The organism is Stenotrophomonas sp., assembly GCF_036662295.1.
GTDB lineage: Bacteria > Pseudomonadota > Gammaproteobacteria > Xanthomonadales > Xanthomonadaceae > Stenotrophomonas.
Genome location: NZ_JAVWXA010000005.1, coordinates 14704 through 37306, shown reverse-complemented (window position 1 = coordinate 37306; position 22603 = coordinate 14704). Strand labels below are relative to the sequence as shown.

Here is a 22603-nt window from a genome sequence, read left to right as displayed (position 1 = left end):
GCACGCTCTGGTTTGCGCCCGTCATGCGGTACTCGAACTGGGGCAGGCTGGCGCTGGTCACCGTGCCGGGGCTGATCGGCCCGATCTTGATCAGGCTCACGTCGTAGGATTGCACCGGCGATAGCAGGAACGCTGCCGGAGGCGGCAGGTTGGTCTCGCCGTCGGAGACGATCGGAAACCCCCGGCCGCTGAACCACACCGCGACACCGACGCCGGGAACGTTGGTTTCGTAGACCGTGCCGTAACTGGGGTGCACATAGCTGGACGCGCGATACGGCAGCACGGTGTACTGGCGGATGCGATCGACCCGCCCCGGCCCACAGATGATCTGGTTGGTCGGGCCGGCGTAATATGTTGCACGGAAGATCTCAGTGCCCACGGCGACGTCTGGACCGACGGTGATCGAGCCATTGAGGTTGGCGATGTTGGTCAGGGGCCGGTCGCCGTCCACCAGCCGACAGTTCTGCGCCCAGGCGGTCGCGCTGGTCGCCAGCAGCAGCGCCAGCGCTCCGAGGGCGATCCGCATCATCGGGATCATGGTGCTTTCTCCAAGGTGGCTGGGTGCGTCGCCGTGCCTGCTTCTGCGTGCATCGCGGCGGCCATGCGGCAGCGCGCCTCCAGTACGGTGTAGCTGTCGTTCGCGCGCGAGATCGGCACGTCGATCTGCATCACGCATTGCTCGTCGCTGCCCTGGCCCCATTGCACCTGCACCGGGCCGGAAGCCTGCAGGCCGGCGAGCAGCAGGCGGCTGCCCTGCCCCACGACGCCCACGCTGGAACCTTGGGCGTCCGTCGCCTCCGCGCCGAACGGCAAGGGCCGTCCGTCGTCGGTTCGCGCATCGACCATCAATCCATGACTGGTGCGTGTGCTGTAGGAAAGTCGCACCAGCGCGCCGGCGCGCGGTGCCACGCTGCGTGCGGTTTCCATCAGCTCCACCCCGAAGCCGGTGCCTTTGGGGTCGATGGAAAGCGTGTTCAATTGATACGGCGTCAGGAAAGGGACCACGGCATAGCCACGCCTGTCCAGGCGCGCACCGCCCCCATTCTCCACACGGGCGCCGGCCGCGCCCGCGGCATGGACAAGCGCGGCCGTTTCACCCAGCGGCGGGGACAGGGTCAGCCCGTCGGCATGCACGACCAGGCCACCGGCGGCGCCCATGCCCAACTGGGTGTAACGGCTGCCGTTGCTGATGCTGGCGGCCCACTGGCCACGGGCGCCGCGGTAGCCGGCGTTGAGATCGACGCTGTTGCTGCCCGCGATGCGCGACAGCGTGGCACCGTAGCTGAAACGGTCGTCCAGTGAGGAAATGCCGTTGGTCGACAATTGCGTGGCAGGTTCGCCAGTGCGGCTGCGGGTGTGCATCAGGTTGCCCAGCGGCGCACGCGGCGAGCTGCCCAACGGCAGCGACACCATCAACATCAGCCGGTTATCCACCCGTGCGTCCTGGGCCCGGACCACCGGTCCCGCATCGCCGGGAATGGTGTCCTGCAGGTAGCTTCGACTGAAGTCGATCGAATCGCGGGTGCGCTGGAAGTTGACGCTGTAGCTCAAGGCCTTCCACTGGTTGCTGTAGCCGACGCCAAGGTCGAGCTGGCGGCCAGGCGCGTTCCAGAAATCGCGGCGGGTGCCGATCACAAACAGCTGCCCGCCGCGTTCACCCAACTGTTGGTTCATGCTCAGGTCCATGCGGTTGCGTTGGCGAGCGACGGCGTCGATGCCCCAATCCCGTGCGTGGGCGTCGCGCAGCGAGGCCCAGTCGCGCAGGCTCACGTAGTCACGGGTGGCGTAGCGGTAGGCGGCCACGGCGAACGCGGTGCCGGTCTGCACCACGTTGCGGTTGTAAGCGAGCCTGACGCTGCTGCCGCCCATCGACGGCAGGCCCCGCAAGGCGGTTCGGGCCAGCGACACATCTGCGGCGACCGCGCCCAGGGAGGTGTTGATCGCGGCCCCGGCCAGGGCCGCGCGGTAGCCTTGGCCGGCGGCGATGCCGCCGTAGGTGCTGAGGGCGTTGGTCAGGCCGCGCTGGTACTGCCCCTGCAACAGCAGGGGCGCTGAAAGCAGGTTGCTTTCATCAACGCGTCCGGCCGACATGCTCCAACGCTGCTCACCCGGGCGCAGCAGCTGCGGCACCGCCGAATATGGCACGGTGAAGCGGCGCGAGCGACCGTCCGCCTCGCGCACTTCCACCTCCAGGTCACCGGCATACCCGGTGGGATACAGGTCGTCCAGTTCGAACGGCCCGGGCGCGACGCTGGCCTCATGCAGCACGCTGCCGCGCTGGCGCACGATCACCCGCGCGTTGGTCTCGGCCACGCCGCGGATCACCGGCGCGAAACCGCGCCGGGACTGCGGCAACATGCGGTCATCGCTGCCCAGCCGGGCACCGCGCAGGCGCACGCCTTCGAACATGTCGCCAGGGGTGTCGGTATCACCCAGCACCAGCTGCGCTTTCCACGCCACGATGTCGTGCTGCAGGTACGCCGCGGTGGCGCGATAGCGCTGCGGCTGGCTGCCGCCGAGGGTCATTGCACCTTGGTGCACCAGTTGCCAGCCGGCTACCCGGCCGGTGGCGTTGAGGCCCACGAAGCCCGAATAGCGAGCCGCGCCACCGTTGTTGGAGTGGTATGCATTGGCGTTGTAGCTCAGGGCAAACGCCGGCACGCCCGCATCCCACTGACCGGGGTCTACGTAGCCGCGTGCTTCGCTGCGCAGATACAACTGGGGCACCTGTAGATCCAGGGTCTGGTTGCCCGGATCGAAGACGGCCGTCGCACCGGGGACCACCTCCCCCAGGGGGCTGCAGAACAGCGCCTCTGGCCACGGCAGCGCCGGCTGACGGTCTGCGGCGGCCAGCAGGCGATCCGGCGCAACGCCGTAGGCTTGGAGGCGTTCAGGTTCCAGACAAAGCTGCGAAGTGCCCGCCACGTCGCGGAAGATGATGTCGGTGCGGGCCTGCCACTGTCCATTCAGGCGAACATCGCCACGGTAGGTGCCCGGCGCGACATAGTCCGCCTGGGCGAAGCGTGCCAGGTCCAGGCGAGCCGAGGCGCCGGCCGGCAGAAAGGCCGCGTCGAACACGACCGGCGCTTCGACGTCGGCATCGGCATGGGTATCCGCATCAGCGGCGGCGGCCACCAGGCGGGTGAACAGCAGCATCGCCACCAGCGTCGGCAGCCGGGCACGCAGCAGGCGGCAGGCGCGGTTGCCCGGCGCCCGGGTCGTGGCGTTCATCAGATGTCTCCGCTGTGTCGGGAAGGGGCGCGTACCGGGCACGCGCCGCGCTCAGGGCTGCAAGGCGACCTGGGTGGGGACCAGCGCACCGAAGTCGTTGATGACGGTGATCGCGCCCTTCAACTCGCCCGATGGCCGGGTGCTGAGGCCCTCCAGCTGGAAGTCGGCCTGTGCGAACGGTGCCACCATGCCGCCGCCCTGCATGCCCATTTCAGTGCCGTTGGCCGACAGACCGACACTGGCAAAATTGACGTGGTATGGCGTGGGGTTGTCCGCGCGCATCACCAGGCCGCCAGACGCGGCGTGCAGCGACCATCGCAGTTTCTGGTGCGCGAGCACCGGCTCGCCGGCCAGGGTCGGCGGGCGGTAGAACACCTTGATCCGGGTACGGAAGGCGAACTGCAGGATGTTGGCAGCGCTGCCGCCGGCCTTGGGCGGGATCTCCAGCATGTTCAGCCAGTACAGCGTTTCGCGATCGGCGGGCAAGGTGGCACCGGTGAACAGGATGCGCGCGGTCTGCTGCTTCTTCGGGTCCAGGCGGAACACCGGTGGCGTGACCGCAAACGGGGCCCTTGCCGAATCGGGCGTGGACTGGTCGTCACCGTCATCCAGCCACACCTGGACGAGCGCGGCGCGCTCGCCTTCGTTCATGAATTTGAGCGTGACTTCCTTGTCCTGCGCCGGATAGACGACACGGGTGCCGCCGATCACCACCGACGCGTCGGCCACACGGGGCAGCAGCGCGGCGAGGGCGATCACGCCGACTTGAAGCAGGTGGTTGAAGGAAAACATGGGTCACCTCATGGATGGCGCCGCACACGGGGCCGCCGGCATCAGCCGACAGCCCCACGCGGCATCAGTTGTAGACAACCTTGTAGTTGACATAGGACTGCACGAAACCGGGCGCGGCCGCGCCGTTGACGGCGACGTACTGGCTGGCCATGTCGATCACGGCGGTGTTGTTGGTGATGGTCACCGGATCGGTCTTGAACGACGGATCGCGCAGGTCCACAACGGCGTTCTTGTAGAGCACCTGGATCTGAGTGTTGACTGCCGGCGCGTTGGCTTCCTGGTTGCGCAGGTTGCCGTTGCCCGCGTCCACCTGGCCGGCAGTCGGGTCGAAGTACAACTCGGCGATCTTGCCGTCCTGGCAGGTGCCCTGCCCCGGCCCGCCGATGACCAGCTGGAACGGGTGCAGGCCGGCGATATCGCCGGCGGCGGCCAGCTGGTTCGCCTGGACCGGGTCCATCGGCACGGTGATGTTGGTGGTGCCGATGGCGCCTGCGCCACCGGAAATGGTGCAGGTCAGGTCGGTCACTTCGCCAGTGAACTCGATGACGCCCGAGCCATAGGATTGGGCATGGGCGGCGCCAGCGGCCAGCAGCAGGGTTGCAGCGGAAGCAATCGAGATGCGCTTCATGATGTTGGATTCTTCTTCACAGGGGGATCCGCGCAAGGCGGCAGAAAGACCCCGCCGCCGGGGAGGACGGCGGGGCCGGGGACGGGTTGGAAGACGTGGGGAGCGGCATCCTTCCCGGCGGGCCGTTTCAGCGACCTGCGGGAGGGATACTAGGAATCCGGGCCGAACGCCTCCATCGGACCGGGCCGATATTGCAGGTGCGCGTGCAGTGGCGGCCTGCCGGCGGCTTACGCGCCGCCGATGTCCCGGTCGGCCGGTGCTTGCCGCTCCCACTGCCGGCGCAACTGGCTGCGTCGGCCCGGCGAGGCAAACAGGTAGTGATTCAGGCATTCGAGGAAGCGGGCCTGCACGGTGGCCGGCAGCCGGGTGAAGTGCAGCAGCAGGGCAGTCAAACGCGGGTCGTCTTGAGCGGGCACAGCATCACCGCAGCCAGGGGGATGCCCTCGAGCCTAGGCATGCAGGCGGGCGCGTCCATCGGACCGGTCTGCAATCAGTCCTCGGCGTCTTCACCACCGGCGCCGGCCCGTGCATTCTGTGACGCCTGCACGAGGCCATGGGTCAGCGCGTACTCGAAGATCTCCGCGTCGCGATGCAACCCGAGCTTGCGCATCGCCGCCACTTTCTGCGTGCTGATCGTCTTGCGGCTGCGCCCCACGCGGTCGGCAATCTGCTTCACGCCCAGCCCTTCGGCGAACATCCGCAGCACTTCCGATTCCCGCTTGGACAACGGCTCGCCGGGTTGCGCATCGTCCTGCGCGGTCTCCTCGGCCATCAGTCGCGCCACCTCGGCCGAGATGAACGCCTCGCCGCGGCTGGCGGCATGCACGGCCGGCACGAGCTGTTCCAGCGGGTCGCTTTTGCTGACGATGCACGCTACCCCGGCATGCTGTATCGAGCGCAGCACGATGGGGCTCTCCATGCCGGTCAACACCACCAGACGCAGGGCCGGAAAGCGACGCTGCAGGAAGCGCAGCAGCGTCACGCCGTCGCCATAACGGCCGTTGGGCATCGAAAAGTCGCAGACCGCCACGTCCACAGGCGTGCGCGTGAGCAGGTCCACCAGCTCGGTGGAGTCGCGCACCAGCCCGGCGATGGCCAGCGTGGGCACGGCCCTCAGCAGGTGCTCCATGCCGGCCAGGAGCACCGGGTGGTCATCGGCAACGACGATGTTCAAAGGCATGTGAGGTTCCTCGTGTCATGATGTCCTGCACGGCCTGCTGCAAGGCCGGCGGCTGGCTTATAGTGATGCGCGCGATCCGCGGCGATCTTCGTCGGTCCATCCAGCAGGATTTCCCCATGTCCCATCCGATCATCCGCGTTGCCATCGCCGACGACCATCCGGTCATCCGCATGGGCGTCGAAGCTGCCATCGACCAGACCCCTACCCTGTCCTGCATCGGCGCGGTGGGCGATTCGTCCGCCCTGGTCGCGCTTCTGAACCAGTCCGAGTGCGACGTGGTGGTCACCGACTACGCGATGCCGGGCGGCGCGTTTGGTGACGGTCTGCAGCTGCTTGAGTACCTGCGCACGCATTTTCCGCACCTGCGCCTGATCGTGATGACCGGGCTGGACCAGCCGGCGATGATCCAGGCCCTGCACGCCAGTGGCATCGACCACATCCTGAGCAAGGCCGACGATGCCAGCCACGTCCCGGCGGCTGTCGCCGCGGCATGGGCCAACCGCCGTTACCTGTCGCCGTCGATCGCCCAGTTGCTGCCTGCCCGGGGGGCGCCGCGCGCCATTGCTTCGCTGTCGCCGCGCGAACAGGAGGTATTGGCCCTGTTCGTGTCCGGATTGAGTGTCAACGAGATCGCCGCGCGGCTGGACCGGCGCAAGCAGACGATCAGCAGCCAGAAGACGGCCGGGATGGCCAAGCTCGGCATCGAGAAGGACGCGGACCTGTTCAAGTTCGCCAGCGAACTGGGGCTGCGCGGCCCCCGGCCGGACACCGAGTAGCGACAGTCGCTTCACGCGTCCTCCTGCAGGCCGCTGCGGTAGGCCTCGATCAGCGCGTGCAGATCCGACAGCAAGGCCGTGCGCTGCGCCTGCGGCAGCACCTGGCCGTCGCGCAGGTGCCGCTCGGCATCACCAAAGCGCGCGCCCAGTGCCTGCTCGCCCATCATCAGCAGCACGCCTTTGAGCGCATGCACCTGTGACAGCAAGCCCGCGGCGTCGCCGCTCTCGCTGGCTGCCTGCATCTGTGCCAGGTCGCGGATACCGCTCTCCACGAACAGGGCGCGCAGTTTGTGCGGCTTGCCCTGCCCTGCGGGGGACATCGATGCGCGGGGTGGCCGAGGTGCGGCCGGCAGTGCCGGAAGATAGCGGTCCAGCATGGTCGACAGCCGGGCCAGGTCCAGCGGCTTGAGGAGCAGGTCGTCGATGCCTGCCGCCCGGCAGCGCTCCCGCTCGCTGGCCAGTGCGGTGGCGGTCACCGCGAGGATGGGCAGTGTCTCCCCGCGTTCGCGCAGCGCCCGTGCCAGCTGGTAGCCGTCGAGCACCGGCATGTTGATGTCGGTCATCACGATATCCCACGTCGCTGCCTGCCAGGCGTTCAACGCCACCTGCCCGTTCTCTGCCGCATCGACCTGGCAGTCCAGTTCCTCCAGTTGCTGCTGGATCAACTCGCGATTGACCGCGTTGTCCTCCACCAACAGGACCCGTCCCCGCGCCTGGCTCGCCCTGATCCTCCGCGCGTCGATGTGGGCCGCCACCGGCATCCAGTCGCCGCGCAGCGCCTGCAGCAGGGCCGGGCTGGCATAGCAGGAAACATGCACCGCATCATCACGCTGCTCAGGCGACAGCGGCCCCCTGGGATAGGCGCGCACCACGCGGGCGTAACCGGGCAGCAGCGCCTGCTCTTCTTCATCGGTCCAGGCACGGCGCTCGCCGAAGATCAGCAGCACCGCGCCCATGGCACCTGCGGCCGGCGGCCGCTCAAGCACCGTCACCTCCGCCCCCCAGCGCTGCAGCAGGTGCCCGATCTCCTGCCGCCACTCCAGCGCCGAGGACAACAGGGCGATGGGGCAGCCGGCCAGAGGGCGGACGGGGATCGCCTCAGGGCTGGCGGCCTGCACCGGTACGTCGAGGGTGAACACGCTGCCCACGCCCAGGGTGCTCTGCACCTGGATGCGCCCACCCAGCAGTTGCGCCAGCTGCTGGCACAACGCCAGGCCCAGTCCGCTGCCGCCATAGCGCCTGGAGACGCTTGCATCGCCCTGCTGGAAAGGGCGGAACAGCGTGCCCACCTGTTGTTCGGACAGCCCGATGCCGGAGTCCACGACCTGCAGGCGCAGCGGTGTTGCCTGCCCTGCCCCGGCACCCTGCTCGGCGCGCACGGTGATGCGTCCGGACGCGGTGAACTTGACGGCGTTGCTGAGCAGGTTGTTGAGGATCTGGCGGATGCGGTGGACATCGCCGATGAAGACCTCGTCCAGCGCCGGATCGATGGCGAAATACAGCTTCACGTCCTTGCGCTGTGCGTCCGGCGCATAAAGCAGCGCCGCCTGTTCGATCAGCGGGCGCAGCGCGAACGGTAGCGGCTCGATGTCCAGCTGGCCCGCTTCGATCTTGGAGAAGTCCAGCACGTCGCTGATGATGGCCATCAGCGAATCGGCGGACAGTCGGATCCGCTGCAGCCGCTCCTGCTGGTCCGGCTGCAGGGGCGAGCGCGCCAGCAGCTCGAGATGCCCCAGCACCCCGTTGAGGGGCGTGCGGATCTCATGGCTCATCATGGCCACGAACGCGGTCTTGGCACGGCTGGCGGCCTCGGCCGCTTCGCGCGCACGCTCCGAATCCTGCCGGGCCTGCTGCAGCGTGCGCTGCAGTTCCACCTGCGCGGTGGCATCGCGCATCGCGCAGACCCACACCGCCTGGTCCTGGTAGGTGGCTGCGGCAAGGGCGACCTGCAGCTGGCGGGCATCGTCGGTGCCGGCATCCAGCGCCCAGTTGAATTCACCGCCGCCGGCGGGCAGGCCGCGCGCGTGCGCCACCAGCTGGGCGTAGAGCTCGGGCACGGCGGCGTGCACGGCGGGCTCCTCCACCAGCTCGCGCGCCACCTGGTTCTGCAGCAGCGCAGCGCCGTCATCCCGGCGCAGCAGCGCCAGGCCCACCGGGGCGGTGCCGATGATGGCCTGGCTCAGCGCCTCGCTTTCGTACACCCGGGATGCATCGGCCAGTGCAGGCGCGAACACGCGGCGATCCATCCGCCACAGCAACAGCCACAGCGCCGCCAGGATCAGCAGTGCGGTGAACACGCGCAGCAGGATGGCCGGGGCCTGGTCGCGCCACAGGTCCGCCCAGCCATACAGGTGGGTGAGGTGCCAGTCCACACCGGGCAACGAACCACTCAGCATGAAGCGGCCGTCGTGGTAATGACGCAGCCCGGTGGCCCGTCGCGCGTCTTCGAGCACCGGGGCCAGCGCCGCGGGTGATTCGCCGAGCGGGCCACCGGCCAGCACCACCCGCCCATCGCCGGTGGTCACCACGTAGTTGCCCGGATCGCTCGCCTCCAGTCGCTCCTTCAGGTTGTCGATGGGCTCGAACACCACGCGGCGGAAGTACGGCACGTCCGCGCGCGCCATGGTCATCACCCCGATCAGCGAAGTCTGGCCGTTGAGCGGGTTGTCCCCGAGGAAGGACACCAACCGCCGGCCCTGCGCAGCACTCACCACCGGGCCCGGGGCGGGCACCTGGCCGCGCACGGCCGTCTCCATCGCCATCAGCGCCTCGAACGCCTGCGCGCGGGTGGCCACGCGCAGCGTCTGCAACAGCTGCGCCTCATCCACTACCCCGGCCACGGCCAGCAGCCGCCCGCTGGGCTCATAGGCGAACATGGCGATCGGCCCGTGGCTCTGCATGGCGGTGATGGTGGCAGCGGTGTAAGCCGAATATTCATGCAGCATGCCCAGGTAGGCTTCAAGCTCGGCGCCGGGCACCGGTCGGGCCGGATCGCCCAGCACCAGCCAGGGCACCGATGCGCGCCCGGCTGCCCGTACCACCGCCCGCTGTCCCTGCGCCTGGAAGGTGGCCAGCAACGGCGCACCCAGGCGCCTCAACTCATCCTGCTGGTCCACCCACAAGGCATCGTTGGCGTTGATGCTGGAGGCGTAGGCGCGGTCGCGCTGGAACAGGAAATAGTCCAGCGCGGACTGCCCCTGCTGGAAGGTCTGCTGCTCGCGCGCATGGAACGTGCCGATGCCGCCCACCAGGCTGGCCACCGCCGTCAACAGGATCAGCACGCTGATCAGGCCGCCGCCCCCGTACAGCAGGCGCCGCTGCATCCGGCGCAGGGCCTGGATCTGGTTGGCGAGGGGAGCAGGTGCGGCCGGATGCATGGCATTGCCCTTTGATGAAGTCGTGCGGTGGCGCCCGTGCATGAATCTAGTCCAAGCCCTTCCCGACCGCCAGCAGCCGAGGCGGGGCGTGGGCCGGGGCCAGCAGTGCCTGCAGCAATGACTCCCCCGAATAGCAGGATACGCGCCACATCCCGCCACGCCGCTGCGCCCGCAACGGGCCATTGGCGCTTACCCGGACCAGGCACCGCCCTTCGACGACGGCGGGCAACGCGTGCGTGCCGCGCTCGAACACGACCAGCGCCGCGTTCGCATCGCCTGCGTCCCGACCGAGTTGGTCCACATCGGCCACGGCCTGGACCTGGGCGCCCCAGGCCTGGAGGCGACGATGGAGTTCGTCGCGCCAGCCGGCCGCCGCCGAAGCCAGCACCACGCTGCGCCCGGCAAGCGGCAACGGCGCCACCCCGCTCACGCGCTCCACAGGCACGACGAAGGTGAACACGCTGCCCACTGCCGGCGTGCTGCGCGCCTGGATCTCCCCGCCCATGCGCTGGCACAGCTCGCGGCACAGGGAAAGGCCAAGGCCGGAGCCACCGAACCGGCTGATGATGCTGGCATCGGCCTGCACATAGGGTTGGAACAACCGCTCCAGTTGCAGCGGGCTCAGGCCGATGCCCGAGTCGGCCACTTCCACCTGCAGGGCATCGTTCCCTTCGCCGGCCTGCAGCCTGACCCGCAGCTCGATGCGCCCGGACAGGGTGAACTTGACCGCATTGCTGACCAGATTGCGCAGCACCTGCTCGATGCGCGCCTGCGGCCCGCGCACCTGGATCGGCACTGCCGGGTCCACCGACAGGTCCAGCACCAGTCCCTTGGCCTCGGCCAGCGGCGAGAACAGCACGGCCACCCGCTCGAGCAGCACGACGGGCTCGAACACTTCCGGTTGCAGGTCCAGCTTTCCCGATTCGGCACGGGAGAAATCGAGCACGTCGTTGATGATCTGCAGCAGCGCGTCGGCCGACTGGTTGATGCGGCGCAGGCGGGCCTGCTGGTCCTCATCAAGCGAGGACCGTCCCAGCAGTTCGAGATGGCCGAGGATGCCGTGCAGGGGCGTGCGGATCTCGTGGCTCATGGTCGCAAGGAAGGTGCCCTTGGCACGGCTCGCCGCCTCGGCGGCCTGGCGCGCCTGCGCCTGCTGCTGTTCCAGTTCCACCCGCGCGCTCAGGTCGCCCAGCGCGCAGAGCAGCACGTCGCGGCCCTGGTAGGTCGCCCCGACCGCGCCCACCAGCAGCTGCCGGGCGGGCGCGTTGTCGCTGGCCGGGATCGGCAACTCGAACTCCACCGCGGCACCGGCGGCGTCCGCGCCAGAGCCGCATTCCCCGGCAGCCTGCACCAGGTGGCGGTAGAGCGGGATCCCGCTGCGCTCGGCGCCGGCCGCATAGTCGCGCATCAGGTCGTTCTGCAGCACCGCGCTCGCATCACCGCGATCGATCAGGCACAGGCCCACCGGCGAAAGCTGGATGAGCGAGCGGCTGAGCTGCTCGCCCTGGTAGACGCGTGCGGCCCGCGCCAAGGTCGGCCCGAACACGCGCCAATGCAGCCAGGCGAGCAGCAGCCATAGCCCCAGCATCAGGCCGCCGCCCAGCAGCAGCGTGGCCAGGTACACGCGCCAGCCATCGCGGAGGATGTCCGCCGCGCAGTAGGTGCTGACCAGCAACCAGTCGGTTCCGGCGATCGGCAGCGCCTGGTAGAAGCGCAGGCCCTGGCGCGCGGCCAGCATGGCCTCGGCACGCGGCTCGCCACCCCGCAGGGTGCGCATCACCGCCGTCGGCGGCAGCGCGGTACCGGGTGTGCCGGCCACGGTGCGGCCGTCGGCGGTGATGACCATCGAAGCACCGTGATCGGTGGACGCCATCACGTGCGCCAACCGAGCGGTCGGCTCCAGCGTCACGAAGGTGCCGATCGCCCCTCGCCTGTCGTGTGCGACCAGACGTACGGCGATGGACGCCGCCCCGGTGAGCGGATGGTGTACCAGGGCCACCTGCATGGGGGCTTCGGTGGCAGGCACCCCGGCGCTGCCGCTGATGACCGGCGGCAAGGACAGCTGCTGCAGGCGCTGGAACAGTTGGGCGCGGTGCGACGCGCCGGTGGCAGCCAGCAAGCGCTGTTCGGTCAGGCCGTCGCCAAGGACCAGGAAGTGTCGGGTGGGGTCGAAGAAGAAGCCGGTGATGCCGGCCGCCGGCTCGACATCGGAAGCGCTCAACCGGCGGATCACCGACAGCGAATGGGCCAGCGTGAGATAGCGATCGAGCCGGGCAACCGGCCAGGCGTCGGTGCCAACGCCCAGCACCATGTGCGGCGCACTCTCCGGACCGGCCTCGACGATCATCCTTTGCCCGCCATCCAGATAGCGCTTGCGCTCGGCCAGGCGTGTGGCGGCATCGCTGTCGGGGCGATGCCGCCACGCGTACTCGGCCATGTTCAACATGCGCCGGTGTGCGGCATCGGCGGCCACCAGGTGCGCCTCCACGGCGGCATGACTGCGCTGCAGTGCCTCCATCCGTCGCGTCTGGAATCCGCTCGCCTGCAGCAACACCAGCGCCACCATCCCGGCGGCAATGGCCAGGCTGAGCAGGCACCCGCCCCCCAGCAGGACGCGACGCTGGTTGCGGCGCAGCGCGCTCACGTCGCAGTCCTCGTCGCCTGCAAGTGCGCGGGACAGCTGTAGGAAGGGGCGGAGGGGGGGCCAGTTCATGCGAGGGGAAGGAAACCCGGCGGCGACCAGAGGCGACGCGGCGTTTCCCGGGGTCCGGAAGCGGTGGGGGCAGATTCGGCGAGGCTATCCCCGCCTGCCTACCCCCCCAATAGGACTGGTCCGACTTCGCCTGGCGGTGGGCGCGCTGGACGGCCCGGTGGGCTCACCGCGCCACGCGGTGACGGATATGGCCCGGGTGGAGCGAGGGAGAGGGGCCGCCGGGTCTACTGCGGATTACCGGCCACATCACGCACGCGTCCGCGCGCTTCCCGCCCTCCCCTTGCCTCAGCGCTGGTTGCCCTTGAGGAACAACCAGGTGATCAACGTGGCATCGGGGCCCTTCGGGTCGGTAAACGGCAACCCGGACTGGCTGCCGCTCCAGGCGTGCCCCATCCCTTGCACCACGTAATGCTGGGCCAGCGTCCGGCCGCCGTACACATAGGTGTCCACCGTGTAGGCGCGGCCGCCGGGCACCTGCGCATGGACGGTGCTGGTGGGGACGTACTTCACCGAGTCGTTGTCCAGGCCGTCGTCGGCCAGGTCGTTGGTCTGCAGGAACTGGCGCACGGCCTGCTGCCCGTTCACCGGGTTGACGGTGGCATCGGCGGTGCCATGGAACACCAGCACCGGCAGCGGTCGCGGCGACGGCGAGCCGGCGCATTGCCAGGCCAGACGGCCGTTGCTGTCCGGTGAGTAGATGCTGCCGGCCACCAGGGCGTAGGCGCTGCCGGAGATCGTGGTCGCGCCCTTGTACATGCCGCCGGCATGGATGGCGCCTGCCGCGAACACGTCCGAGTAGCAGGCCAGCATGATCGAGGTCATCGCCCCGCCGGCGGAAATCCCGGTGACGTACACCCGGCGCGCATCCACGCTGTAGCCGGCCTTCACCGCGTCCACGATGCCGGCCAGGATCGAGGCCTCGCCGCTGCCGCGCGCCTGGTTGACCGGCAACTGCCAGTTCCAGCAGCGCGCCGGGTTGGACGTGACGTTCTGGCGCGGGTAGACCACGATGAAGCCTTCGGTATCGGCCACGTCGTTGAAGCCGGACGCCTCGCCCATCAGGTTGGGGCCGGTCACGCAGCCATGCAGCACCAGCAGCAGCGGCAATGGCCGGGTGTCCTCGTAGTCCGCCGGCACCCAGACCTGGTACTCGCGGCTGCCGAAGGCGTTGCCATACAGGCCGATGTCCCAATGCCCGGGCGTACCGGCGGCCAAGGCGCTGCCGGCGGCGACCAGCCAGGTGCACAACGGGAGCAGCAACGTCTTGATCGAAACGGTTCCAGATGTCATGACCAGATCCTCATGCGTGAGTCGTGGATGAAGGGGTACTGGACCTCGTTGACCGGCCTTCCCGAGGGTGCTGCGACGCCGCGCTCAAACCCAGCCGGTGGCGTAGTAGATGCCGATGACCACGAAGACCGCCGCGGTCTTGATGAGGGTCACGGCGAAGATGTCCTTGTAGGCCTGGCGGTGAGTGAGGCCGGTCACCATCAGCAGGGTGATGACCGCGCCGTTGTGCGGCAGGCTGTCCATGCCGCCGGAGGCCATCGCGGCGACGCGGTGCAGCACCTCCATCGGGATGCCGGCCGCCTGCGCGTTGGCGATGAAGGTGTCGGCCATCGCCGCCAGTGCCAGGCTCATCCCGCCCGATGCGGAGCCGGTCACGCCGGCCAGGCCGGTGACGGTGACCGCTTCGTGCAGCAGCGGGTCCTTGATCGCGCCCAGGGCGTTGGCCACCACCATGAAGCCAGGCAAGGCGGCGATCACCGCACCGAAGCCATACTCCGAGGCGGTGTTCATGGCGGCCAGCACCGCACCGCTGATCGCCGTGCGGGTGCTCTCGGCAAACCCGGTGACCACCGGGCGCCAGGCCAGTACCAGCACCGCGAAGATGCCGACCAGCAGCGCCCCCACCACAGCCCAGATCGCGCCGATCTTCGACACCTCCTGCACCACCGGCGCGGCATTCCCCATCACCGAGGGCACCAGGCTGTGCACGCTGCCATACCAGTGCGGCATGCCCAGGGTGAGCAGCTTGTTGGCGGCGAACACCAGCACCAACGGCAGGATGGCGATGCCGGCATGCGCCAGTTGCGGGCCGGTGAACGCCACCGGCTCGTTGACCAGCGTGGCCGGATCGCCGTAGCCCTCGCCGTTGCGCCAGGCGACGCGGCGGCGCCATTCCAGGTAGGCCATGCCGACGGCCAGCACGAACACGCTGCCCAGCGTGCCCAGCACCGGCGCGGCCCAGGTATCGGTGCCGAAGAAGGCAGTGGGGATGATGTTCTGGATCTGCGGCGTGCCCGGCAGCGCGTCCATGGTGAAGCTGAAGCCCCCCACCCCCAGCGTGGCCGGAATCAGGCGTTTGGGAATGTTGTTCTGGCGGAACATCTCCGCGGCAAACGGATACACCGCGAACACCACCACGAACAGCGACACCCCGCCATAGGTCAGCAGCCCCGACACCAGCACGATGGACAGCATCGCCCGCTGCGGCCCGAACAGCCGGATCGCCGCGCCGACGATCGACCGGGAAAAGCCGGAGATCTCGATCAGCTTGCCGAACACCGCACCGAGCAGGAACACCGGGAAGTACAGCTTGAGGAAGCCGACCATCCTGTCCATGAACACACCAGTGAACATGGGCGCCACTAGCGCCGGGTCGGTCAGCAGCACCGCACCGAGCGCGGCGACCGGGGCGAACAGGATCACGCTGTAGCCGCGGTAGGCCACCAGGATGAGGAAGCCCAGTGCGGCGAGGACGATCAGCAACGACATACGGCGCTTCCTGCTGGCGATGGGGCCAGTATCCGGATCTGGCCGCTGCTGCCGACTGGACCTAGGTCCACTCGCCGCCTTGCCGGTGCGCCGCTAGCCTAGGCTGCAGGGGTGGCAAAGGGCCATCCGCAACGGACATGCCCTGGGGAGGACGGAATGAAACGGAATTGTTTGAGCCTGATGATCGGCACGCTGCTGGCCACCGGTCCGGTGATGGCGCAGGACGCCGCCGGGACCGCGCCGCCGGCCGCCAAGGCCGCCTCGGCCACCAACCTGGACAGCATCATCGTGACCGCGCGCAAGCGCGAGGAAACCCTGCAGGAAGTGCCGGTCGCGGTCACCGCGTTCACCGCCGAAGCGCTGGACAAGATGAACGTGCAGGACATCGGCGACCTCGACGGACAGGTGCCCAACCTCACCATCTACGCCGCACGCGGGGCCAGCAGCACGGTCACCGCCTACATCCGTGGCATCGGCCAGTCCGACCCCACCTGGGGCGCCGACCCGGGCGTGGGCATCTACCTGGACGACGTCTACATCGCCCGGCCGCAGGGCGCGTTGCTGGACGTGTTCGACGTCTCGCGCATCGAGGTGCTGCGCGGCCCGCAGGGCACCCTGTACGGTAAGAACACCATTGGCGGGGCGATCAAGTACATCTCCCGGGGCCTGCCCACCCAGACCGAAGGGTTCGCACAGGTCACCGTGGGCAACTACAACCAACTGGATGCCAAGGCAGGCATCGGCGGGCCGCTGGGCGGGCCGGACAGCGGCCTGCGCGCCCGCGTGGCGGTGGCCAGCATGAATCGTGATGGCTTCGGCGAGAACACGTTCACCGGCCAGCCGGTCAGCGACAAGCAGATCAACGCCGCACGCCTGAACCTGGGTGCCTATGCCGGGGACGTGTTCGACGCGCAGTTCGCCCTGGACTGGATCGACGACCAGTCCGGCATGCGCGGCTCGAAGATGCTGGCGCCCAACCCGTTCACCCCGGCGTATCCGCCGATGGATGACCGCTACGACATCCGCTCGGGCATGCGCAACCTCAACAACGTGGAGACCAAGGGCGCCTCGGCCACGCTGAACTGGCGGCCCAACGAGGACATCGCGGTCAAGTACGTGCTGGCCAAGCGCGAATCGGACAGCGACGGCAACATCGATTTCGACAGCACGCCGGTCAGGCTGGCCGACGTCAGCGGCACCTATGCCGACAGCCAGGTCAGCAACGAGGTGCAACTCAATTACGATGCCGGTGGCCGCGTGCGTGGCGTGGTCGGCCTGTACCAGTTCAGCGGCGACGCCGGGGGGCAGATCCGCAACAACTATTTCAGCGCGCAGTTCGCCGACAACCAGGGCAAGGTGCTCACCGACAGCATCGCGCTGTACGCCGACTGGACCATCGACCTGACCAGCAAGCTCAAGCTCGACCTGGGCGCCCGCTATACCGACGAGGACAAACGCGCCATCGTGCTCAACCGCCTCTATTCGGATGCGACCTTCACCCGCCCGGTGGCGGTGACCGCGGACTTCGACAAGAAGACCAACTTCTCCAACGTGTCGCCCAAGGTCTCGCTGGACTACCAGATCACCCCGGACATCATGGTGTACGGGCTGGCCACGCGCGGCTTCAAGTCCGGCGGCTACAACATCCGCGCCAACGCCGTGGCGGTGCCGCGCTCGGCCGAGCCGTTCGACGATGAAACCGTGGACAGCATCGAGGTGGGCAGCAAGATGGCATTCCTGGACCAGCGCCTGTTCCTCAACCTGTCGGTGTTCCACAACAAGTACAAGGACATCCAGCTGTCGGTGTTCACCGGCATCGACACCAATGGCGACGGCATCGACGATGGCTTCTTCGGCGACTTCACCAATGCCGGCGCCGGCACCGTCAACGGGCTGGAGATCGAGTACCAGTACCTGCCCAGCGCGCACTGGCTGATCTCGGGCAACCTGGCCTGGCTGGATACCCGTTATGACGAGTACATGGACCGCGGCCGCAACGTGGCCGACCAGATGAGGTTCACCAACGCACCGGATTTCTCCGGGGCACTCAACGTGGAATACCGCACCGAGCTGGCCAACGGCGGCAACCTGTCCGCACGGGTGAGCTACAGCTACCAGACCGAGGTGTGGCCGACCACCGATCTCAGCCCGGTCATCCGCCAGGACGGTTACGGGCTGCTCAACGCCGGCGTGATCTGGCGGCTGGATGATGCCTGGACGTTCTCGCTGCAGGGCACCAACCTGGCCGACAAGCAGTACCGCACCACCGGCTACAACATTCCCGCGGTCGGCACGCTGATTGGTTTCTACGGACCGCCGCGCCAATATAGCCTCAGTGTCCGTTACGACTTCTAGGAACCCCTGCATGACGCCGTCTTACCAGGACCTGTACTGGAACAGCCGCGACGGCCTGCGGCTGCATGCGCGCGACCACGCGCCGGCAACGGCGCAGCCGGTGGGCGGTACGGTGGTGTGCATTCCGGGACTCACCCGCAATGCCGCCGACTTCGATGCGCTGGCGGTAACACTCACGGCCGCCGGCTGGCGCGTGCTGGCGGTGGACCTGCGCGGGCGCGCTGGTTCGCAACGGGCAGCGGACCCTGCTGGCTACAACCCCCGCGCCTATGCCGACGACATGCTCGCCCTGCTGGCCTCGCAGCACATCGACAAGGCGGTGTTCATCGGCACCTCGCTGGGCGTGCTGGTCACCATCACCCTCGCCTCGCACGCGCCCGGGCACATCGCCGCGGCGGTGCTCAACGATGCCGGTCCCAAGGTGCCCCGCCAGGCCCTGGCCCGGATCGGCAAGTACGCCGGCAAGCCGCTGCCACCGATGGCGCCGGAGCAGGCCGCCGCCTACCTGGAATCGATCGGCAAGGCCGCCTTCCCGCGTTTCACCGCCGAAGATTGGCGGGCCATGGTGGCGCGTACTTTCCGTGCGCGCGAAGACGGGCAGCTGGAGCTGGACTACGACCCGGCGGTGGTGCGCACCACGCGGCCCTGGGTGCTGTGGTTGCTGCGCCCGGTGCTGTGGCGCGCGGTGCGCACGCTCACCGCCGCGGCACCGGTGCTGGTGGTGCGCGGGGCGTTGTCGGACATCCTGCCCGCCGACGTGGCGCGGCAGATGGTGGCCACCTCCGCGCATGCCCGCCTGGTCGAGGTGCCGGAGGTGGGCCATGCGCCGATGCTGTCCGAGCCGGTGGCACGCGAGGCGATCCTGGCCTTGCTGGATCGCGTGCCGTGAGCGCCGACGCAACGGTGACCGTGCTGCCACCGGCGCTGCAGGCGCTGCAGCGCTGGGCGGCCGATGAACGGCTTGGCGCCAGCACCTGCGTGGCGCAATCGCGCATCGATGCCTTCGCCGCGGCCACCGGTGACCACAACTGGATCCACGTGGACCCGGCGCGTGCGCAGGCGCAGTTGCCCGGCGGGCAGACCATCGCCCATGGGTTCCTGCTGCTTGCGCTCACCGTGGAAGACGACGTGGCCGCGCTGGCCGGCTTCCCCGGCATCGCGCACGTGCTCAACTACGGGTTGAACAAGGTGCGCTTCCTGGCGCCGGTGCCCAGCGGTACGCAGGTGCAGGTGCGCTCGCGGCTGGTGTCCCTCGCGCCGCGCACGCCCGGGCAGTGGCTGCTGACCCAGCGCAAGCAGGTGGAAACAGTGCCTAGCGGCGAGGTCGCGGTGGTGGCCGAGCAGCTGTCGCTGATCGTGCTCGGCGCCTAGTCCCCTGCCCGGCCGCGCCTGGCTGGCGGTATGCACGCCGGCCTTGGTTCTCTCTACACTGGAGCGATGTTGACGCCCTCCATCGTCCTGTTCGCCTGCATTGCGTGGACCGTACTGCTGTTTGGCGTGGCCCTGTGGGGCGAGCGCCAGGGGCACCGGCTGTCGCGGGTGTGGCCGGCGGTCTATGCGCTGTCGCTGGCCGTGCACTGCACCGCCTGGACCTATTACGGGGCGGCGTCGCAGGGCGTGCAGTGGGGCTTCCCGATCCCGCCCACCCTGATCGGCATGGCACTGATCTTCGGCCTCGGCCTGCCGTTCCTGGCGCGGCTGGGGCGGCTGGCCAAACAGCACAACAGTGCCACGATTGCCGATCTGGTGGTGGCGCGGCTGCGTGCCGACCAGGGGTTGGGCATCACCATCACCCTGGTGGCGCTGTTCGGCATCATTCCCTACATCGCCTTGCAGCTCAAAGCGGTCAGCCAGGGCCTGGCCGCCTTGCTGGGTGACCGGTTCGCCCCCGCCGGCTGGCAGCTGGACGTCTCGTTCTGGTTTGCGCTGACCATGGCCGCGTTCACGCTGATGTTCGGGGCACGCAAGGCGTCGGCCACCGAGCACAACCGCGGCATCGTGGTCGCGCTCGGGCTGGAGTCGGTGCTCAAACTGGTCGCCCTGCTGGCGATCGGCCTGTATGCCGCGCTGTCGGTGCACCGGGCGGGCACGCCCTTGCTGGAGAAGATGGCGCACCTGCCGCCACCGGCGGTGGTGCCCGACTTCCTGACCATGGTGGCGCTCGGGGCGATGGCCGCATTCACCCTGCCCCATCAGTTCCACGTGGGCGTGGTTGAGCTGCGCAAGCCGTCGGACCTGAAGACGGCGCGCTGGCTGTTTCCGCTGTACCTGCTGCTGATCGGCCTGCCGTCGGTGCCGATGGCGCTGTACGGAGCGGCGCAGTTGCCGGCGTGGGTATCGCCGGACCTGTACGTGCTGGCCTTGCCGCAGGCCGGCGGCCACCACGTGCTGGCGCTGGTGGCTTACCTGGGCAGCCTCAGCGCGGCGACCGGCATGATGATCCTGTCCGGGTTGACGCTGTCGATCATGCTCGGCAACCACGGCGTGGGTTCGCGCCTGCTGGCCGGCATCGAAGGTGGCGCGCCCACCGCCGACCTGCGCCCGCGCGTGCTGGCCCTGCGCCGCGCCGGCATCCTCGCCGTGTTCCTGATGTCCTGGCTGTACAGCCGCGCCATGAGTGGCACCGAGGCGCTCAGCGACTTCGGCCTGATGTCCTTTACCGCGCTGTCGCAGCTGGCGCCGGCGGTGCTGCTGGCGGTGTATCGCCCGCGCACGCCCTCCCCGGCCATCATCGCCGGCATCGTGCTCGGCTCGCTGGTGTGGCTGTGGCTGGTGTTGTTGCCGATGGTCGTCCCCGCCCCGCCGCCGGGCCCCCATCCCGATGGCCTGCATTGGCTGGCAATGTTCTCGCTGCGCCTGCAGCCGGGCCATATCGCCATCAGCATGGGCGCCAGCCTGGCGGCCAACCTGATGGCCGTGGTGCTGGTGGCGCGCGCGGTGCGGCCCTCCACGCCGCTGCGCCGTGACGCGGTGGCCGCCGCCTCGCTGCGCCGGACCGCCGGCCGCTTCCTCGGCCAGGAGCGCGCGCGGCAACTGATGGAGGGGCACGCCGGGCAGATGCTGGACGACGAACGGGTGACGGCGATCGAGCGCGAGCTGACCGCGGTGGTGGGCGCCGGCATGGCGCGCCTGCTGGTGGAGGCCGCGCGCGAGGGCGGCGCCGCGCCGCTGGACGCGGTCACCCGCGCGGTTGGCGAGGCCACCCAGGTGCTGCGCTTCAACCAGCGCCTGCTGGAGGCGGCGCTGGAGAACATGAGCCAGGGCATCAGCGTGGTGGATGCGCAGTTGCAGCTGGTGGCCTGGAACAGCCGCTATGCCGCGCTGTTCAAGTTCCCGCCCGAGCTGTTGCAGGTGGGCCAGCCGGTCGCCCATCTCACTGCGTGGGCGCTGGCGCAACTGGATATCGGCACGCTCAGTGGTGACAGCCCGGAAAAAGCGCTGCAGCGCCGCGTGGTGCACATGCGGCAGGGCACCCCGCACCTGTCCGAGCGGATCTTCCCGGACAACACCATCGTCGAGATCCGCGGCAACCCGATGCCCGGCGGTGGCTACGTGGCCACCTTCACCGATGTCACCGCGTTCCGCCGCGCCGAGGACGCGCTCAAGCGCAGCAATGAAACCCTGGAGCGCCGCGTGCAGGACCGCACCGCCCGGCTGGAGCAGGCCGTGCACGATGCCGAGCGCGCCAACGTGGCCAAGACGCGCTTCCTCACCGCCGTGGGCCACGACCTGATCCAGCCGCTGCATGCGGCCCAGCTGCTGACCGATGCGATGTCCCAGCACATCGAGTCGGAGTTCCTGGACAGCTTCCTGCGCCAGATCCGGGGCGCGCTGGATTCCACCGACGACCTGCTGTCGGGCCTGCTGGATATCTCACGCCTGCAGGCCGGCGGGCTGGTGGCCGACCCGCGCCCGTTCGCGCTCGCCACCGTGCTGGACCCGCTGGCGCAGGAGTTCGCCGTGTTGGCGGCGGCGCGTGGCCTGCAGTTCGGCCATGTGCGTACCTCGGCGTGGGTGCACAGCGATCCGCTGCTGCTGCGCCGGGTGTTGCAGAATTTCCTGGCCAATGCACTGCGCTACACCCGCCGCGGCGGCGTGCTGCTGGGGGTGCGCCGCCGCGGCGGCATGCTGCGCATCGAGGTGCATGACAGTGGCCCCGGCATCGCCCCGGACCAGCAGGCGATGGTGTTCGAGGAGTTCCATCGCGGCGACCGCAGCAACGGCCAGGGGCTGGGCCTGGGCCTGGCCATCGCGCACCGCATCGCCGCCCTGCTGCACGCCCCACTGCACCTGCACAGCGTGCCCGGGCGCGGCTCGGCGTTCGCGATCAGCGTGGCGCGGGCCGCGCCGCCGGCCACCCCGCGCACGCCCACCGCGCTTGGGGGCGCCAGCCCGCTCAAGGGCATCCGCGTGCTGGTGGTCGACAACGATGCCGATGCGCTGGCCGCCGTGCAGCAGTTGCTGTTGTCCTGGGGCTGTGAGGTGATCGCCGCGCGTGACGCCGGCGAGGTGGCGGCATCGGCCGGCGATGCGGCCTTGTGGCTGTTCGACTATCACCTGGATGAGGGCGATACCGGGGTGGCGCTGTGGCACCGGCTGGTGGCGCTGCACGGCCCGCGGCCGACGGTGGTGCTCAGTGCCGACACCGGCAGCGATACCCGCGAGGCGGTGCGTGCGGCCGGGCTGTCGCTGTTGAACAAGCCGTTCAAGCCGCTGGCGCTGCGCTGGGCCATCAACCACCTGCTGGCCACCGCGGGCACGGTGGAGGCCTGA

Annotated in this window: 15 protein-coding genes; 5 read left to right on the top strand and 10 right to left on the bottom strand. The window is 69.1% G+C overall.

Going from position 1 to position 22603, the window contains the following annotated elements; genetic code table 11:
- From RSA25_RS01910 to RSA25_RS01885, 6 genes are all read right to left on the bottom strand, one after another.
- Positions 1 to 538 (bottom strand): hypothetical protein (locus tag RSA25_RS01910; protein ID WP_332807230.1); only part of this gene is annotated, 538 nt, incomplete at its 3' end.
- Positions 535 to 3231 (bottom strand): fimbria/pilus outer membrane usher protein, encoded by a 2697-nt coding sequence (locus tag RSA25_RS01905; protein ID WP_332807229.1) that lies wholly within the window; start codon positions 3229 to 3231, stop codon positions 535 to 537. The genes RSA25_RS01910 and RSA25_RS01905, both read right to left, overlap by 4 nt.
- 51 nt (positions 3232 to 3282) lie before the next feature.
- Positions 3283 to 4023, bottom strand: coding sequence for a fimbria/pilus periplasmic chaperone (locus RSA25_RS01900; RefSeq protein WP_332807228.1), 741 nt, complete (start codon positions 4021 to 4023; stop codon positions 3283 to 3285).
- A gap of 64 nt (positions 4024 to 4087) precedes the next feature.
- The gene (locus RSA25_RS01895; RefSeq protein ID WP_332807227.1) at positions 4088 to 4651 is read right to left on the bottom strand and encodes a fimbrial protein; all 564 of its coding nucleotides are present in this window, start codon (positions 4649 to 4651) and stop codon (positions 4088 to 4090) included.
- 227 nt (positions 4652 to 4878) lie between these two features.
- A complete protein-coding gene (locus RSA25_RS01890) occupies positions 4879 to 5043 on the bottom strand; it encodes a hypothetical protein (RefSeq protein ID WP_332807226.1) in 165 nt (54 codons plus the stop codon).
- 98 nt (positions 5044 to 5141) lie between these two features.
- A complete protein-coding gene (locus RSA25_RS01885; RefSeq protein WP_332807225.1) occupies positions 5142 to 5831 on the bottom strand; it encodes a response regulator transcription factor in 690 nt (229 codons plus the stop codon).
- Between the two features lie 116 nt (positions 5832 to 5947).
- Here RSA25_RS01885 and RSA25_RS01880 point away from each other — a divergent pair, with 116 nt between their 5' ends.
- Positions 5948 to 6607: a response regulator gene (locus RSA25_RS01880; protein ID WP_332807224.1), complete on the top strand. Its 660-nt coding sequence runs from the start codon at positions 5948 to 5950 to the stop codon at positions 6605 to 6607.
- A gap of 11 nt (positions 6608 to 6618) precedes the next feature.
- On the opposite strand, the gene RSA25_RS01875 is transcribed toward RSA25_RS01880, so the two are convergent.
- The 4 genes from RSA25_RS01875 to RSA25_RS01860 all read right to left on the bottom strand — a co-directional run bounded on the left by RSA25_RS01875 (position 6619) and on the right by RSA25_RS01860 (position 15475).
- Positions 6619 to 9984, bottom strand: coding sequence for a response regulator (locus RSA25_RS01875; protein ID WP_332807223.1), 3366 nt, complete (start codon positions 9982 to 9984; stop codon positions 6619 to 6621).
- A gap of 46 nt (positions 9985 to 10030) precedes the next feature.
- The gene (locus RSA25_RS01870) at positions 10031 to 12628 is read right to left on the bottom strand and encodes an ATP-binding protein (RefSeq protein WP_332807222.1); all 2598 of its coding nucleotides are present in this window, start codon (positions 12626 to 12628) and stop codon (positions 10031 to 10033) included.
- Between the two features lie 354 nt (positions 12629 to 12982).
- Positions 12983 to 13987: a PHB depolymerase family esterase gene (locus tag RSA25_RS01865; protein WP_332807221.1), complete on the bottom strand. Its 1005-nt coding sequence runs from the start codon at positions 13985 to 13987 to the stop codon at positions 12983 to 12985.
- An 84-nt stretch (positions 13988 to 14071) separates the two neighbouring features.
- Positions 14072 to 15475, bottom strand: a complete 1404-nt coding sequence (locus RSA25_RS01860) for a GntP family permease (RefSeq protein ID WP_332807220.1) — start codon at positions 15473 to 15475, stop codon at positions 14072 to 14074.
- A gap of 156 nt (positions 15476 to 15631) precedes the next feature.
- On the opposite strand from RSA25_RS01860, the gene RSA25_RS01855 reads away from it, so the two are divergent.
- From RSA25_RS01855 to RSA25_RS01840, 4 genes are all read left to right on the top strand, one after another.
- Positions 15632 to 17830, top strand: a complete 2199-nt coding sequence (locus RSA25_RS01855) for a TonB-dependent receptor (protein WP_332807219.1) — start codon at positions 15632 to 15634, stop codon at positions 17828 to 17830.
- 10 nt (positions 17831 to 17840) lie between these two features.
- Positions 17841 to 18719: an alpha/beta hydrolase gene (locus RSA25_RS01850; protein ID WP_332807218.1), complete on the top strand. Its 879-nt coding sequence runs from the start codon at positions 17841 to 17843 to the stop codon at positions 18717 to 18719.
- Entirely contained in the window at positions 18716 to 19201 is a 486-nt protein-coding gene (locus RSA25_RS01845) for a MaoC/PaaZ C-terminal domain-containing protein (RefSeq protein ID WP_332807217.1), read from the top strand. Before RSA25_RS01850 ends, RSA25_RS01845 begins: the two co-directional genes overlap by 4 nt.
- A 66-nt stretch (positions 19202 to 19267) precedes the next feature.
- Entirely contained in the window at positions 19268 to 22603 is a 3336-nt protein-coding gene (locus RSA25_RS01840; RefSeq protein ID WP_332807216.1) for a PAS-domain containing protein, read from the top strand.

Excerpts from the sequence above, each read along its gene's own strand:
- RSA25_RS01905 (WP_332807229.1), bottom strand. The coding sequence starts at position 3,231 with ATGAACGCCACGACCCGGGCGCCGGGCAACCGCGCCTGCCGCCTGCTG.
- RSA25_RS01900 (WP_332807228.1), bottom strand. The coding sequence starts at position 4,023 with ATGTTTTCCTTCAACCACCTGCTTCAAGTCGGCGTGATCGCCCTCGCC.
- RSA25_RS01895 (WP_332807227.1), bottom strand. The coding sequence starts at position 4,651 with ATGAAGCGCATCTCGATTGCTTCCGCTGCAACCCTGCTGCTGGCCGCT.
- RSA25_RS01885 (WP_332807225.1), bottom strand. The coding sequence starts at position 5,831 with ATGCCTTTGAACATCGTCGTTGCCGATGACCACCCGGTGCTCCTGGCC.
- RSA25_RS01880 (WP_332807224.1), top strand. The coding sequence starts at position 5,948 with ATGTCCCATCCGATCATCCGCGTTGCCATCGCCGACGACCATCCGGTC.
- RSA25_RS01875 (WP_332807223.1), bottom strand. The coding sequence starts at position 9,984 with ATGCATCCGGCCGCACCTGCTCCCCTCGCCAACCAGATCCAGGCCCTG.
- RSA25_RS01865 (WP_332807221.1), bottom strand. The coding sequence starts at position 13,987 with ATGACATCTGGAACCGTTTCGATCAAGACGTTGCTGCTCCCGTTGTGC.
- RSA25_RS01860 (WP_332807220.1), bottom strand. The coding sequence starts at position 15,475 with ATGTCGTTGCTGATCGTCCTCGCCGCACTGGGCTTCCTCATCCTGGTG.
- RSA25_RS01855 (WP_332807219.1), top strand. The coding sequence starts at position 15,632 with ATGAAACGGAATTGTTTGAGCCTGATGATCGGCACGCTGCTGGCCACC.
- RSA25_RS01850 (WP_332807218.1), top strand. The coding sequence starts at position 17,841 with ATGACGCCGTCTTACCAGGACCTGTACTGGAACAGCCGCGACGGCCTG.
- RSA25_RS01840 (WP_332807216.1), top strand. The coding sequence starts at position 19,268 with ATGTTGACGCCCTCCATCGTCCTGTTCGCCTGCATTGCGTGGACCGTA.